This window comes from Brevundimonas sp., assembly GCF_036399195.1.
GTDB lineage: Bacteria > Pseudomonadota > Alphaproteobacteria > Caulobacterales > Caulobacteraceae > Brevundimonas.
Genome location: NZ_DASWNO010000148.1, coordinates 1 through 14,362, shown reverse-complemented (window position 1 = coordinate 14,362; position 14,362 = coordinate 1). Strand labels below are relative to the sequence as shown.

13 protein-coding genes are annotated in these 14,362 nt (G+C 70.8%); 6 read left to right on the top strand and 7 right to left on the bottom strand.

Features of this window, described 5'->3' with window-relative positions; genetic code table 11:
* Window positions 1–61 precede the first annotated feature (61 nt).
* Window positions 62–874 (top strand): ABC transporter permease, encoded by an 813-nt coding sequence (locus VGB60_RS06920; RefSeq protein WP_331037533.1) that lies wholly within the window; start codon window positions 62–64, stop codon window positions 872–874.
* Here the strand turns inward: VGB60_RS06920 and VGB60_RS06915 are convergent.
* A complete protein-coding gene (locus VGB60_RS06915; protein ID WP_331037532.1) occupies window positions 871–1,080 on the bottom strand; it encodes a hypothetical protein in 210 nt (69 codons plus the stop codon). The genes VGB60_RS06920 and VGB60_RS06915 overlap by 4 nt on opposite strands.
* Before the next feature lie 152 nt (window positions 1,081–1,232).
* On the opposite strand from VGB60_RS06915, the gene VGB60_RS06910 reads away from it, so the two are divergent.
* Complete coding sequence (locus tag VGB60_RS06910; protein ID WP_331037531.1) at window positions 1,233–2,426, top strand: aspartate aminotransferase family protein; 1,194 nt, start codon at window positions 1,233–1,235, stop codon at window positions 2,424–2,426.
* A gap of 13 nt (window positions 2,427–2,439) precedes the next feature.
* Entirely contained in the window at window positions 2,440–3,360 is a 921-nt protein-coding gene (gene argF / locus VGB60_RS06905) for an ornithine carbamoyltransferase (RefSeq protein WP_331037530.1), read from the top strand.
* A 97-nt stretch (window positions 3,361–3,457) separates the two neighbouring features.
* Here argF and VGB60_RS06900 read toward each other — a convergent pair whose 3' ends face one another.
* Together VGB60_RS06900 and VGB60_RS06895 are read right to left on the bottom strand one after the other, a co-directional pair.
* Window positions 3,458–3,970, bottom strand: a complete 513-nt coding sequence (locus VGB60_RS06900) for a pyridoxamine 5'-phosphate oxidase family protein (protein ID WP_331037529.1) — start codon at window positions 3,968–3,970, stop codon at window positions 3,458–3,460.
* A 59-nt stretch (window positions 3,971–4,029) separates the two neighbouring features.
* The gene (locus VGB60_RS06895) at window positions 4,030–4,272 is read right to left on the bottom strand and encodes a hypothetical protein (RefSeq protein WP_331037528.1); all 243 of its coding nucleotides are present in this window, start codon (window positions 4,270–4,272) and stop codon (window positions 4,030–4,032) included.
* Window positions 4,273–4,455: 183 nt separating this feature from the next.
* Here VGB60_RS06895 and VGB60_RS06890 point away from each other — a divergent pair, with 183 nt between their 5' ends.
* The 3 genes from VGB60_RS06890 (at window position 4,456) to VGB60_RS06880 (ending at window position 9,318) form a co-directional block, all read left to right on the top strand.
* Window positions 4,456–7,473, top strand: coding sequence for a hypothetical protein (locus VGB60_RS06890; protein WP_331037527.1), 3,018 nt, complete (start codon window positions 4,456–4,458; stop codon window positions 7,471–7,473).
* Between the two features lie 115 nt (window positions 7,474–7,588).
* Window positions 7,589–8,512 carry a sulfite exporter TauE/SafE family protein gene (locus VGB60_RS06885; RefSeq protein ID WP_331037526.1) on the top strand — a complete coding sequence of 308 codons (924 nt, stop codon included), beginning with the start codon at window positions 7,589–7,591 and terminating at the stop codon, window positions 8,510–8,512.
* Window positions 8,509–9,318 (top strand): TIGR02186 family protein, encoded by an 810-nt coding sequence (locus VGB60_RS06880; RefSeq protein WP_331037525.1) that lies wholly within the window; start codon window positions 8,509–8,511, stop codon window positions 9,316–9,318. The genes VGB60_RS06885 and VGB60_RS06880 overlap by 4 nt, the downstream gene beginning before the upstream one ends.
* 194 nt (window positions 9,319–9,512) lie before the next feature.
* Here VGB60_RS06880 and hisC read toward each other — a convergent pair whose 3' ends face one another.
* The 4 genes from hisC to VGB60_RS06860 form a co-directional block, all read right to left on the bottom strand.
* Window positions 9,513–10,616 (bottom strand): histidinol-phosphate transaminase, encoded by a 1,104-nt coding sequence (hisC, locus tag VGB60_RS06875; RefSeq protein WP_331037524.1) that lies wholly within the window; start codon window positions 10,614–10,616, stop codon window positions 9,513–9,515.
* A gap of 8 nt (window positions 10,617–10,624) precedes the next feature.
* Window positions 10,625–11,308 carry a hypothetical protein gene (locus VGB60_RS06870; RefSeq protein WP_331037523.1) on the bottom strand — a complete coding sequence of 228 codons (684 nt, stop codon included), beginning with the start codon at window positions 11,306–11,308 and terminating at the stop codon, window positions 10,625–10,627.
* Window positions 11,308–12,357, bottom strand: a complete 1,050-nt coding sequence (locus tag VGB60_RS06865) for a DUF2125 domain-containing protein (RefSeq protein WP_331037522.1) — start codon at window positions 12,355–12,357, stop codon at window positions 11,308–11,310. Before VGB60_RS06865 ends, VGB60_RS06870 begins: the two co-directional genes overlap by 1 nt.
* A gap of 72 nt (window positions 12,358–12,429) precedes the next feature.
* A partial coding sequence (locus VGB60_RS06860) for an ATP-dependent DNA helicase (RefSeq protein WP_331037521.1) occupies window positions 12,430–14,362 on the bottom strand: 1,933 nt, incomplete at its 5' end.

Genomic DNA, 14,362 nt, shown 5'->3' with positions numbered 1-14,362 from the left:
CCTCATCCCTCATCCCTCGGCTCCCCTTGCATCCCCGCCCCCGACCGCGCATCTGCCCCCCATGACCGACCTGAGCACCACCAGCGTCCCGCAGCCGCGCCGCTACGACGGCGTCAACTGGATCGGGGTGCAGACCCTGTACCTCAAGGAGGTGCGGCGGTTCTGGAAGGTCGGGGCGCAGACGGTGGCGGCGCCGGTGGTGACGACCCTGCTCTACATGCTGGTGTTCGTGGTGGCGCTGAAGGGCGCGCGGCCGCCGCTGCACGGCACACCCTTCGCCGAGTTCGTCGCGCCAGGCCTGATCATGATGGCGGTGCTGAACAACGCCTTCGCCAACGCCTCGTCGAGCCTGATCCAGGCCAAGATCATGGGCACCTCGACCGACTTCCTGACCCCCCCCTTGAGCCCGCTGGAGCTGACCATCGGCTTCGCGCTGGGGGCCGCCACGCGGGGCATCGTCGTGGGGCTGGTGACGGCGGTGTGCGTGCTGCCCTTCGCGCGGCTGGGCGTCAGCAATCTGGCCGCCATCCTGTGGTTCAGCCTCACCGCCTCGCTGCTGATGGGGATGCTGGGCGTGTTCGCCGGCCTGTGGGCCGAGAAATTCGATCAGCTGGCGGCGGTGCAGAACTTCCTGATCATGCCGATGACCTTCCTCAGCGGGACCTTCTATCTGGTCGACAACCTGCCCGAGCCGTTCGCGACAATCAGCCACTTCAACCCGATCTTCTACATGATCGACGGCTTCCGCTACGGCTTCATCGGCCATGCGGAGGGCAACGTCTGGATCGGGGTGGCGATGAGCGCGATCCTGACGCTGGCGGCCGCCGTGGCCTGCTGGGGCGTGTTCCGCTCGGGCTGGCGGCTGAAGAGCTAGGGGTTCTCGCGACCCCGGTCGTCCGGATCGACCGCGCCGCCGGGCCCCGCATTGTTCTCCGTATCGCCCTCGACGGTGCTGTCGCCCTCGATCTCTTCAAGGCCGAGCTGGCGGTCCAGTCCCGGCGACTGTCCGATGCCGGGGTTGCGCTCGAGGTCGTCGGGACCCTTCACGGGCTGATCCTGAGGGGCGGGGTGGTTGGACATGGGGAGGCTCCTTCCTTGTCCGGTCAACCGGTCCGCTCGCGACGGGTTCCGGTGTTGACTAAGGGATGCCTCCGTCCGACAAGACCGGACCCTTTTCAGGCGGTCCCGACGCTCACCCGCGCCGGGGCCGTCTCGCTTTTGGAGGCCTGCCCATGTCCACCGACCATCTGATGGGTGTCTACAACCGCGCGCCGCTGGAGGTGGAGCGCGGTCAGGGCGCGCGTCTGTGGAGCACGGACGGGACCGAATATCTCGACTGCGTCATGGGCATCTCAACCAACGCCCTCGGCCACGCCAATCCGATCCTCGTCCAGGCCGTGAAGGACCAGGCCGAGAAGCTGTGGCACGTCTCGAACATCTTCAAGATTCCGGGTCAGGAAGCCCTCGCCGACGCCCTGTGCGAGAAGTCGTTCGCCGACGTCGTCTTCTTCACCAACTCGGGCACCGAGGCGGTCGAGTGCGCGCTGAAGACGGCGCGGAAATATCACTCGGCGAACGGCCAGCCCGAGCGGATCGACATTTACGGCTTCGACGGCTCGTTCCACGGCCGCACCTACGGCGCCATCAACGCGGCGGCCAACCCCAGCTACACCGAAGGCTTCGGGCCCAAGATGGAAGGCTTTCACCAGCTGACCTTCGGCGACCACGAGGCGATCAAGGCGGCGATCGCCAGCCCGACGACGGCGGCGATCATCGTCGAGCCGGTGCAGGGCGAGGGCGGCTGCCGCGCCATTCCCGAAGTCTGCCTGCGCGGGCTCCGCGAGCTGTGCGACGAGCACGGCGTGCTGATCATCTTCGACGAGGTCCAGTGCGGCATGGGCCGGACCGGCAAGCTGTGGGCCCACGAGTGGGGCGACATGGCCCCTGACATCATGGCGGTGGCCAAGGCGCTGGGCGGCGGCTTCCCGATCGGCGCCTGTCTGGCGACGACCGAAGCGGCCAAGGGCATGACGGTCGGCGCCCACGGCTCGACCTTCGGCGGCAATCCGCTGGCCATGGCCGTCGGTCAGGCGGCCTTCGGCGAGATCTCGAAGCCTGAGACGCTGGCGCACGTCAACGAGATCGCCGGCTATCTGAAGCAGCAGTTGCATGGGCTGAAGGAGCGCTTCCCCGACGTGATCGTGGACGTGCGCGGCAAGGGCCTGCTGCTGGGGGTCAAGCTGGTCCCGAACAACCGCGAATTCATGGGCTGGGCCCGCGATACGCAGCAGCTGCTGGTCGCCGGCGGCGGCGACAACTGCGTCCGCATCCTGCCGCCGCTGAACCTGACGCTGGAAGAGGCGCGCGAGGCCGTCGAGCGGTTCGAGCGCACCTGCGAAGTCGCGCGCGGCAAGATGGCGACCTGAGCGGAGCAGAGAGATGACCCGCCACTTCCTCGACATTCACCGGCTGAGCGCGGAAGACCTGCGCGGCGTCCTCGACGACGCCCACGCCCGCAAGGCGGCGCGCAAGGGCTGGCCGCAGGGGCGGCCGGATGCGGACGCTCCGGCTAAGGACCGCGTGTTGGCCATGGTGTTCGAGAAGAACTCGACCCGCACGCGCTTCAGCTTCGACGCCGCCATCCGTCAGCTCGGGGGCTCCGCGATCATCGCCAACGCCGGCGACATGCAGTTGGGCCGCGGCGAGCCGGTCGAGGACACGGCGCGGGTGCTGTCGCGCATGGTCGACGCCGTGATGATCCGCGCCAACAGCCACGAGGACGTCGAGCGGTTCGCCCGGGTCTCGACCGTGCCGGTGGTCAACGGCCTGACCGACCGCTCGCACCCGTGCCAGATCCTGGCGGACATCATGACCATCGAGGAGCATCGCGGGCCGATCGCGGGCAAGACGGTGGCCTGGGTCGGCGACGGCAACAACGTCTGCCACAGCTTCATCCACGCCGCGCCGCTGCTGGGATTCCATCTGCGCGTGGCCTGTCCGCCGGATTACCACCCCGACCTGCACGACCTGGCCAAGGGCGGTGACAGCGTCAGCCTGACCAGCGATCCGCGCGAAGCGGTGGCCGGGGCGGATGTCGTCGTGACCGACACCTGGGTGTCGATGGGCGACGGCGACTACGAGGAGCGCCTGGAGGCGTTCGAGGGCTACGGCGTAGACGATGGTCTGATGGAGGCCGCCGCGCCCGACGCCGTGTTCCTGCACTGTCTCCCGGCCCACCGGGGCGAAGAGGTGACCGACGCGGTCATCGACGGCCCGCGCTCGCTGGTCTGGGACGAGGCCGAGAACCGCATCCACGCGCAGAAGGCGGTGCTGGCGTGGTGCTTCTCAGAGAGGGATTAGGGATTAGGGATGAGGGATTAGGATTCGCCGAGCTTCGCGCCGGACCGTTAGGTACGCCCGCCAAGGCTGCTAATCCCTAGCCCCTCATCCCTCATCCCTACTGCAGATTGACGTCCGCGACCCCGCCCGCCTTCGGCAGCGTCTTCGTCACGTTGGCCTTGGCGACTTCGTAGAAGAATTTGAAGAAGCCGCCCTCGTTGACCCAGATGCGGCCGTCGTCGGCCTCGAACTGGAGGATGGTCAGGTGCGGGTCGTCCTTGCCCTCGGGGTACCAGGCGGCGAGGATCGGGTTCCAGTAGCGGTCGATGATCTCGCGGTCCTGACCGTGCACGGACAGAGTGCCGTGGATGCAGGCCCAGACGTTCTGGTCCTTCGAGCCGTAGTGGAACATGGCGCTCTGGCCGAAACCGCCGACGGTCGCGTCCTTGGCCAGATCGGTGTCGTCGCGGGTGAAGAACCAGATCGTGCCGGTCTCCTCCTCGCGGAAGGCGGTCATCGGCTGGGCGTGGTAGCCGGGCTGGTCGAGGCCGAGCATGCCGGTGTTCGATTTCCTGAGATGTTCCCAGAACGCCGCTTCGGCTTCTTCGGGGGTCAGGGTCTTGTCAGCCATGGGCCATCTCTCCGGTTCGGGGTCGGATCAGGAATGGTCAAGGCCGACGGCGGTTCCTCTCAGTACGCCCGCTGCGGCACTCCGAGCAGGGTCCCGACATGGATCAGCAGGATGAAGACCGCGGCGCCGGCCATGACCATGATGAGCCGCCATGGCGCCATCCGGACCCCGCCTCTCGGGTCCCACGGCCGGGCGCCGCGCCAGCCCGCGAACACGGCCAGCGCCATGCAGGCGGCGGTCAGGGCGAGAGTGACGGGCAGGTCCATGGGCGCGGAGGTGGCGCGCCACGCCGTCGAAGGCAAGGCCGAGTTCTTGCTGAGGGGTTAATCTTCACCCGGCGTTAACCGTGTCGGCCCGAGATATTCATCGGCTGTCGGCGGTTTCCACAGGAAGCTGGGGATACCGCTACATCTTGGGGTTAACCACACGTTTACACGCATGATCTTGGCGTCTAGCGTTTGGTTGAGTAGGTCGGGAGCGAATCAGTGAGCGCAGCCGCGCCGTGGAGCGTTAAGGGCATAGAGCCCAAGGCGCGCGAGATCGCGAAAGATCTGGCCCGTCGCTCCGGCATGACGCTGGGCGAGTGGCTCAACACCATGATCATGGAAGACGGCGACGACGATGACGGGGTCGTGCCGCTGAGCCGCCGCCCGCACGCCGCCGACAGCTACGAGCGTCGCGGCCGCAGCCGCCGCATGGACGACGCCTATGGCGGGAACGACGAATCCTTCCAGCGGCTCGCCGCCTCCATCGACGCCATCGCCGCCCGCCTTGAAGCCGCCGAGCGCCGCTCCACCGTCGCGATCCAGGGCGTCGATCAGGCGGTTTCCGGCCTCGTTCGCCGTCTGGACGGCCAGGATCATGCCGGGAAGGCGCAGAGCCGTCGCCTCGACGACATCGCGGAAGAGCTGCGCGAGGGCCATCGCCGCCTGCGCAAGTTCGAGCAGGAGTCGGGCCCGCAGACGGCCGAGACTTTTGGCAAGGTCGAGACCGCGCTCGGAGCCTTGGCGGGTCGGCTGTACGATATCGAGGAGCGCCAGCGGTCCGGGGCCAACGAGCTGCGGCTGCGGATGGACGCGGTCGAGAAGACCGCCGGCCCGGGCGTGGGGGCCGACGTGCTCGCCCAGGTCAGCCAGCGGCTGGATCAGGCGCAGGCCCGCACCACCGAGGCGCTGCGCGGGCTGGAGCGGTCGTTCGCCGGTCTCGATCAGCGGCTGCGGGCGGCGGAGGGACGCATCGAGCCCGAAAGCGCCCGCGAGGCGGCCCGGTTCGAGAAGCTGGCGGAGACCCTCAGCCGTCAGGTCGAGGGCAACCGCGCCGAAATGATGCGGCGGCTCGACACCGCCGAGACCGAGGGCCGGATCGAGCGCATCGAGCGCGCCTTCCTGTCGATCGGCGATCAGGTCAAGACCTCGGAAGAGCGGTCCGCCCGGGCGGTGGAGGCCATGGGCCGCGAGGTCCTGCGCATCGCCCAGAACCTCAACGGGCGCGTCGAGACCATCGAGGCGGGCGAGTCGGCCGGCCTGGAGCGGCTGGGTCAGGATCTGGCGCGCAAGGTCGACGCCGGCATCGGCGAGCTGGCCCAGGGTCTGGCGCAGAAGGTCGACGCCGGCATGGGCGAGCTGGCCCAGGGGGTGGAGCAGCGGCTTGAGCAACGGCTGGAGAAGCGGCTGACGGCGGCGGACGACCGCAACGCCCTCGCGCTGGAGAAGCTGGGCGGCGAAATCACGCGCATCTCCGATCGGCTGAGCGAGCGAATCGCTCAATCGGAGCGGCGTTCGCAGCAGGCGCTGGAAGACATCGGCCGCCGTCTGGCCGACAGCTCCACGAAGATCGAGCAGGGCTACAATCGCGCGTCGGGCGAACTGGCCGAGCGCATGCGCCTGTCGGAAGAGCGCACCGCCGCCCTGCTGGCCGAGGCGCGCGGCAGCATCGAGCGTCGCGCCGAACCCGCGCCGGCGCCGGCCTTCACCGCCGAGCCCGACTGGCGGGCCGCGGCCTTCCCAGACGCCGCCTTTCCCGACGCCGCCTTCCCGGACACGCCGTTCGCGGAATACGAGCCGGCCGCGCCCGTTCCGACACCCGTCCCGGCGCCCATGCCGACGCCTGCTCCGGCCCCGACGGTGTTCCTTGACGACGGCTACGAGGACACGGCCTTCGCCGAGCAGCAGGCCTGGTCCGCTGACCTGGCGCCGCCCGAGCCTGAACCCGCCCCTCAACCGCCCGTGGAGATGTCGGATGACCGGGACGAGGTCCTGACCGCCGACGCCATCTTCGATGCCGTGATGCGCGGTCCGCGCGTGGACGCGGACGCCCCGACGACCCCAAGCGCCCCGTTCGGCAGCCGGGTCGCCGACCCCGCGCCCGCGCCAGCGCCGTCGCCCGTCGAGCCGAAAGCGTCTGCTGCCCCGGTTGCGCCAGAGGCCGCGCCGCTTGTCGAAACCCCGCCCGCCGCCGCGCCGCCGGCCCAACCCGCCCCCCCGCCCTTCGCCTTTGGCCAGGGCTTCGGCGGCGCCGACGTGTCGGACGCGCTGGAGGCGACGGCGCCCGAAGCCTTCGCCGATCCGGACGATTTCGCCGCCGAGACGGAGTTCGTCGATCCCCGCGTCCTGCGCGCCGCCGCCGCCCAGGGCCGCGCGGCTTCCACGCGGCAGGCCATCGACGCGGCCCGCGCGGCCATGGCCTCGCCCGAGCCGGCGGAGCCCCCGGCGCGCAGCGGCTTCGGTCTGAAGCGGGGCGGCAAATCAAAGCTGCAGGAGCGGCTGGACAAGCAGGCCTCGCGGGACGGCGGCACGGTGCGCAAGGCGCTGGGCGCTTCGGCCATCGCAGTCCTGCTGACCGGCGGCGGAGCCTATGCGACCGGGCAGCTCAACGGCTCCGGGATGAAGCTGCCCGGTCTGGACTTCGGGAACGAAGAGGTTCGTCCGGTGGCCGCCCTCGCCGTGCTCCCGACGGCGAGCGACCCGGCGCGCGGCGCGGAGCTCTACACCCAGGCGATCGAGCTGATGGACGCGGGGGCCGAGAGCGGCCTCGAGACGCTGAAGCGCGCCGCCGCCACCGGCTACGCGCCCGCCCAGCTGCATCTGGCCGGCCTGTATCAGGACGGACTCAACGGGGTCGCCGTCAACCCTTCCGAGGCGCGCCTGTGGGCCCGCCGCGCCGCCGAGACGGGCGACGCCAAGGGCATGCACGCCTATGGCATGTATCTGTTCGAAGGCGCCGGCGGTCCGAAGGATCAGGCCGCGGCCCTGACCTGGCTGCGCAAGGCGGCGGAGAAGGGTCTGGTCGACAGCCAGTACAACGTCGCCAAGCTGTACGAGTCGGGCGACGAGGCTATCCGCCCTGATCCGGAGCAGGCTTACAAATGGTACTTGATCGCGGCGCGGGCCGGCGACGGCGACGCCCAGTCGGCGGTCGAACGCCTGCGCGGCACGATCCCGTTCGCCGTCCGCTCGAAGGCCACCACCGAGGCCGATCGTTTCGAGGTCGAACCGCTGGCCTGACGGCGGCGGCCTGACCTTTCAGGCGCGGCGGGTGGCGGGCGCCGCCCGGGGCGTCTAGGACAAGTCTTCGTCGCCTTCCGGCGCTCCGCTTCAGTTCCAGCCGAAGGCGCGTCCTTTGGATATCTATCTGCCGATCGCCGAGGTTTCGGTGAACTGGCCGCTCCTGGTGCTGCTGGGGGCGGCGGTCGGATTCGTGTCCGGCCTGTTCGGGATCGGCGGCGGCTTCCTGATGGCCCCGATCCTGATCTTCCTCGGCATCCCCCCGGCGGTGGCTGTGGCGAGCCAGGCCAGCCACGTCGTCGCCTCCTCGACCTCGGGCGTGATCAGCTACACCAGCCAGAAGGCGGTCGACTACCGCATCGGCGGCGTCATGGCCGCGGGGGGCGTGCTCGGCGCCCTACTGGGGGTCGAGCTGTTCCGCTACCTGCGCCTGCTCGGACAGGCGGACCTGGCGGTGGCGCTGTCATACCTGCTGTTCCTCGGCGCCATCGGCACGCTGATGCTGTACGAGAGCCTCGGCCAGATCCTGCGCCGGGTGCGCGGGGAGGTGGCTCCGCACCGCGAACGGCGCAGGCCGCTGTGGCTGTACGGCCTGCCGCTGCGGATGCGGTTTCCGCGCTCCGGCCTCTACATCAGCGCCATTCCGCCGTTCGGGCTGGGGGCCTTCGTCGGGGTGATGTCGGCGATCATGGGGGTCGGCGGCGGCTTCATCCTGGTGCCCGCCATGCTCTACGTCCTGCGGATGAAGGCGGGGGTGGTGGTCGGCACCAGCCTGTTCCAGATCATCATCGTCACGGCCATGACCACCATCCTGCAGGCCGGTCGCAACCAGACCGTGGACATCGTGCTGTCCACCCTCCTGCTGCTCGGCGGCGTGGTCGGGGCCCAGTACGGGGCGCGCTGGTCTGGCCGGTTCCGGGCCGAAGAGCTGCGCGCCGTGCTGGCGGTCATCGTGCTGGTCGTCGGCGTGCAGATGGGGCTGGAGCTGTTCGTGCGCCCTTCCGACCTGTTCGGCTTCGCGCCGGGGGTGGCGGAATGATGCAGGCGCTGCCTCCCCCGCCGCCGGCCGTCGTCGCGCCCGCGCCGGAGCGGTCGGTCGGCACGACCGATCAGGTGCGCGTCGCGGCCGCCCTGACCAATGCGCGGGTGATGGTCGACTCGAGCTTCCGCGGCGCCTCGATCGTGCTGTACGGGGCCGTGTTCAATCCCGGGGTCACGCCCGCCGACGTCGTTGTGGTCGTGCGCGGGCCAGACGCCCCGGTGCGGGTGGTCAAGAAGACGCGCAACACGGGCGTCTGGCTGAACAGCCGCCCGGTGCTGTTCGAGGGCGCTCCCGGCTTCTACATGACGGCCTCGACCCGGCCGCTGTCCGACATCGCCGACTTCGGCCAGCTGCGCCGCCTCGGCGTCGGCGTCGACCACCTGAGGATCAATGCGCCGGAGGAGAGCCGGACCGTCACCCGCTACGGCGTGCGCGACGTGGTCGTCAGTCGGCTGGGCGAGGACTATCTGGATTTCCGCCGCGCGGTGATCCGCCTGCGCGAGGCGGCAGCGCTGTACGACACCGATCCGGACGGGGTGGAATTCGTCGACCGTGGACTGTTTCGGGCCGAGGTCAGGCTGCCCGCGGTGGCGCCGACCGGCCAGTATTTCGCCGAGGTCTGGCTGTTCCAGGACGGCGAACCGGTCTCGGTCTCGAATCTGACGCTGACGGTCGAGAAGGTCGGCATCGAGCGCGACATCTTCGAGTTCGCCCACCGCCGGCCGTGGAGCTACGGCATGCTGTGCGTGCTGCTGGCGGCCTTCACAGGCTGGGCGGCGAGCCGGGTGTTCAAGCGGCAGTAGTTCGCCGTCTCCTCCCCATCGCGGTCCGCGATGGGGAGGTGGCTCCGAGCATCGCGAGGAGACGGAGGGGGCGATGCCGGCGGCGGGTGGTTGGCGGACAAGGGGAGAGGCCTGCACCGCCCCCTCCGTCACGCTTCGTATCCGAAGCGCGCCACCTCCCCATCCGCAACGCGAATGGGGAGGAGACAGGCCGTCTAGCCCGCTGCGAACTCGCTGAGCGCGTCGATCACGGCCCGGTTCTGGTCTTCCGTGCCGACGGTGATGCGCAGGCAGTCGGGAAGGCCGTAGCCGCCGACGGGGCGGACGATGATGCCCTTCGAGTTCAGGTAGTCGTTGGCGGCGGCGGCGTTGCGCGTCGCGTCGGTGAAGCGGACCAGCACGAAGTTGCCGGCGCTGGGGAAGACGTCGAAGCCGAAGCCGCGGATAGCCTGGGTCAGGCGCGGGCGCCAGGTCTCGACCAGCTCGCGCGAGGCGGTCTGGTGCGCCTCGTCCCCGAGGGCGGCGACGGCGGCCTCGATGCCGGGCACCGAGACGTTGAAGGGCAGGCGGATGCGGTCGACCGCCTCGGCCACTTTCAGCGGGGCATAGCCGAAGCCGACGCGCAGGCCGCCGAGGCCGTGGATCTTGGAGAAGGTGCGGGTGACGACGATGTTGTCCGCCTGGCGCGCCAGCGGGAAGCTGGTCTCCCAATCAGGGGCGGTGACGAACTCGGCATAGGCCTCGTCGACGACCAGCAGGACGTCAGGGCCCAGGCCCTCGTGCAGGCGACGGATTTCCTCGGCGGTGTTGTAGCTGCCGGTCGGATTGGACGGGCTGGAGACGTAGACAATGCGGGTGCGGTCATCGACCTGCGCCAGCACGGCTTCGGGCGTCAGCTTGAAGTCGGGTTCAGGCGCCAGCTTGACAGAGGCTTCATTGGCCAAGGCGCTGATGCGGTAGGCGAGGAAGCCGTACTGGCCGCTGACGATGTTGTCGCCGGCGGTCAGATAGGTCTGGTTCAGCAGGGCGAAGACCTCGTCCGAGCCGTTGCCGAAGATCAGCCGCTCGGGTTCCAGACCGTGATGGACCGCCACCGCGTCGCGCAGCTTGTTGGCCCGGCCGTCGGGGTACATGTGGATGTTCTTCAGCGCCGCCTGATAGGCCTCGCGCGCCTTCTCGCCGGCGCCGAGGGCGTTCTCGTTGGAAGACAGCTTCATCGGCTCCGCCACGCCCTCGATGCGCGACTTGCCGCCGACGTAGGGGGCGATGTCGAGGATGCCGGGCTTAGGCTTCGGGGCGTCGTGCGAGGCGTCGGTCATGGGCGCTTTCAGAACTGGGGCGCCGCGCCGATGACGCCGCTGAGCCCGCCGGGCGCGGATGCGAGCCGCCCGTCCTCGGCCTGCACATAGCCCGCCAACATGAACAGCTTCAAGCCGCCCGCCGCGATCAGCGGGCTGGCGGCGAGGCCGGCTTCGGCGAGGGCGTCCACGATCCGGGCCACCGGAGCCGCGCTGTCGGTGGCCCAGAAGGTGCGGTCGTCGCCGGTCGGGCCCGATTCGGCCTTCTGGACCATGAGGGCGCGGGGAAGGCCGTGGGCGTCGTCGGGAAGCGCGGCGATCACCCGCAGCGCGGGCTCGGCCAGCAGACGGCCCCACCAGGCCGAGGAGGGCGTCAGCTCCATCAGCGCCCGGGCCCCGTCGCGCACGGCGGCCAGCCCCTGCTCCGGGTCGGCGGCGGCGCGCGCCGTCAGGCCGAACCGATCCGCCGCCAGCGTTTGGGCCGCCGCGCCCCAGACCACCAGCGGGGCGCCCGAGGCGGCGTCGATCCGGCCCAGCACGGCGCGCAGGAAGGCGGAGGCGGGGGCGGGCTCGCCCGCGAGGGTCTGCCGCACGGCGATGGCCTCCGCGTCCGGCCGCTGGCGCGGGCCGGCGGCCAGACGGGCGCGGACGGCGTTGGCCAGGGCCCGGTCGAGGGCCAGCCGTTCGGCGTCGGGCTCGGGCTCGACCAGCATCAGAACAGCTTCGGCGCGGGGGCGAGGGCGAACGGGCCGAGCCAGGTCCGGCCGTCGCGGAACTGGATCACCAGATCGACGCCCTCTCCGCCCTCGGCGCCGGCCGCCACGGCGGCCCCGGCGGCGCCGGCGCGATCGACAGCGCCGGAACGGGAGCCGGCCAGTCCTGCGATGGCCGCCATCGGCCGCTCGGCGCGCAGGGAGACCTGCCCCTGCAGTCGGCCGTCGGGGGCTGCGGCCAGGCCGTCGCTCTCGATGCGGGCGCGGCTGTCGCCCGCCGCCAGCTCGCCGCGGATGTCGGTGAAGCGGCCGCCCGCCGCCGTCCAGGCGGAGAAGACGCCGGCGCTGTCGATGCCGGCGAGACGGCTGGCGTTCTGGACCGTGCCTTCCAGCCGGGCGGTCAGCCGTCCCTGCCGTGTCGCGCCCTCGACTGGGCCGCCCGGCCGTCCGCGCGCATCGGCGAGCTCGAAGGCGACGTCCATGGCGTCCGTGGTCTCGTCGCCGCCATTCACGTGCGGCCGCACGTTGAGCAGGACCCGCTCGGCCGAGGCGATCGGGAAGGGCTCGGCGTCCTGGTGAGCGGTGAAGGTCGGGCGGATCATCTCGACCCTCAGGTCGGGGAAGCGTTGGCGCAGATGGCTGACGCTGAGGCGCAGGCCGTCGCCGTCGATGCCGACCTTGCCCTTGTCCGGACGGGTCAGGGTCAGGCCATCCGGTGCGATCACCACCCAGCGGTCGGGGTTGTAGGCGTTGGCCTCGGCGATCAGCTCCGGCGCGGCGACGCCGTGGCCGGAGGGCGCGAGGAAGCTCGCGTGGGGAATGGAGACGCGGGCGCGGAACGGCCAGCCCGTCGTGGCCGGGGTCGCGTGGGTGATGGTCCAGCCGTCCTGCCTCAGCCGCTCGACCTGGACATCGAGTTGGGTCTCGACCTGCCGCACGAGGAAGAACCACCAGCCGGTCCACGCCGCCAGCAGCACGCCAACGATGATGAAAGGCAGGACGAGGCCCCGGCGCGGATGGCGGGTCGGCGTGTGGGAGGCGTCGGTCATCGGGGCTCCAGCGGACGCTACAGTGCGCGCGTGCTTTCCGCGCTCAAGTAACGCGAAAGCGCCGCAGCTCAACTAGGACAGAAACGCGCTGACCTGTTCGACGGCTTCGGCCAGTCCCATCCGCTGCACCTCGGCGCCCGGCGGCAGGCTGGCGAAGAGCCGGGTGGGGGCGGCGGCGTCGAGCATGACGAACACGCCCTTGTCGTCGGCCCGCCGGATCAGGCGGCCAAAGGCTTGCGCCATTTTCGCGCGGGCGAGAGCGTCGTCGAAATTGCGGCCTCCGGCGCCGTCGCCGCCGAACCGCTGGCGCCGCGCCTTGTGCAGCAGGTCAGGGCGGGGCCAGGGCACGCGGTCGAAGGCGAGGATGCGCAGGCTGCGGCCGGGCACGTCGACGCCGTCGCGCACGGCGTCGGTGCCCAGCAGGCAGCTGTCCTGCTCGGCGCGGAACACGTCGACCAGCGCGCCGACCTCGAGCGGATCGACGTGCTGGGCGTAGAGGGGGATGCCCGCTCTCGCCAGATCGGGGCCTAGCCGCTCATAGACCGCCTTCAGCCGCCGGATGGCGGTGAACAGGCCCAAGCCCCCGCCCCCCGCGGCGAGGAACAGTTCGCGCATCGCCGCCGCCGTCTGGCGCGGGTCGTCCTTGATCAGGTCGTTGACGACGATGACCCGGCTGTTGGCGGCGTAGTCGAACGGGCTTTCGACCTTGAGCGTCCGCGCGGGCTCGATCAGCCGCGCGGAACCGGTGCGCAGGCGGGCCATGTCAAACGGATCGTCGGCGTTGGGGTCGGACAGGGTGGCGCTGGTCACCAGCACGCCGTGCGCGGGCATGATCACCGCCGCCTCCAGCGGCACCGTCGGGTCGATCCAGTGGCGGCGCAGGGCCACGTCCATGATGCGGCCGAAGGCGGCCTCGGCCGACAGCCAGTCGAGGAAGTCGGGGTCCGGCTCGTCGGACGACACCTCCAGCGCCGCCAGCATGGAGCGCCACCCGGGCAGGGTCATGCGGGCGCGACGGTCCAGGCCGCGCAGGGCCCCCTCGATGCGGGCCCGGGACGCGCCGTCCAGCTCCGACGCCTCGTCGTCGAGGATATCTTCCAGATGCCGCGACAGGGCCAGCAGCGGGGCCTCGACGGCGGCCAGGGCCTGCGCCGCCTCGCGCGCCGCTTCCAGCACCGGCTCGGTGACGGGGCGCAGGGAGCATTCCATGCCGAATTCGACGCCGCTGCCGGACGCGTTCTCGCTGGTCCGGGCCCGGAGCTGTTCCAGCGCGGCTAGCAGGAAGCGTTCGATCGGCCCGACCGGATTCACTTCGCCGGAGGCCGGGGCGATGCGGCCGGAGACGCCTTCCCCGGGCAGCTGGGCGGCGGCGCGGACAGCGTCCTGCAGCGCCTTGGTCGCCGCCTCGTTGTCGGCGCACAGGTCGCCCAGCCGCTGCTCCAGCCCGCGCCCGCGGCGTCCGCGCCCCTCCGGACCGCGCAGCCAGCGGCGCAGCTCGGCCGCCTCCTGACCGGACAGGCAAGCGGAAAAGGCGCTGTCGGCGGCGTCGAACAGGTGGTGGCCCTCGTCGAAGACGATGCGCTTCAGCGCCGCCGTCTCGCCGTCCTGCTTCAGGCCGCGCGCCGAGCGGGCGCCGTCGAAGGCGGCCTGGCTCATGACCAGCGCATGGTTGGCGACGACCAGATCGGCTCTACGGCTCGCGCGGATGGTCTTCTCGACGAAGCAGGCGCGGTAGTGCGGGCAGGCGGCGTGCACGCACTCGCCGCGCCGGTCGACCAGATTGGCGGCGCTGGCCTGATGGCTCGGCCCCGTCGCGAACAGGCCGGGCAGCCAGCCGGGATAGTCGCCGCCGGTCATGTCGCCATCGCGGCTGTGCATCGCCCAGCGGCTGGCCAGGGCCATGCCGATCAGGTCGCCGTTGCCCAGCTGCGCCGCCTGAACCATCTCCTGCAGGTTCAGCAGGCAGAGGTAGTTCTCGCGGCCCTTGCGGACGACGGTCTTCTTC

Bases quoted from the DNA above. Each gene is read 5' to 3' on its own strand.
- hisC (WP_331037524.1), bottom strand. From the start codon at position 10,616: ATGACCGACGCCTCGCACGACGCCCCGAAGCCTAAGCCCGGCATCCTC.
- VGB60_RS06910 (WP_331037531.1), top strand. From the start codon at position 1,233: ATGTCCACCGACCATCTGATGGGTGTCTACAACCGCGCGCCGCTGGAG.
- VGB60_RS06870 (WP_331037523.1), bottom strand. From the start codon at position 11,308: ATGCTGGTCGAGCCCGAGCCCGACGCCGAACGGCTGGCCCTCGACCGG.
- VGB60_RS06865 (WP_331037522.1), bottom strand. From the start codon at position 12,357: ATGACCGACGCCTCCCACACGCCGACCCGCCATCCGCGCCGGGGCCTC.
- VGB60_RS06880 (WP_331037525.1), top strand. From the start codon at position 8,509: ATGATGCAGGCGCTGCCTCCCCCGCCGCCGGCCGTCGTCGCGCCCGCG.
- VGB60_RS06920 (WP_331037533.1), top strand. From the start codon at position 62: ATGACCGACCTGAGCACCACCAGCGTCCCGCAGCCGCGCCGCTACGAC.
- VGB60_RS06915 (WP_331037532.1), bottom strand. From the start codon at position 1,080: ATGTCCAACCACCCCGCCCCTCAGGATCAGCCCGTGAAGGGTCCCGAC.
- VGB60_RS06900 (WP_331037529.1), bottom strand. From the start codon at position 3,970: ATGGCTGACAAGACCCTGACCCCCGAAGAAGCCGAAGCGGCGTTCTGG.
- argF (WP_331037530.1), top strand. From the start codon at position 2,440: ATGACCCGCCACTTCCTCGACATTCACCGGCTGAGCGCGGAAGACCTG.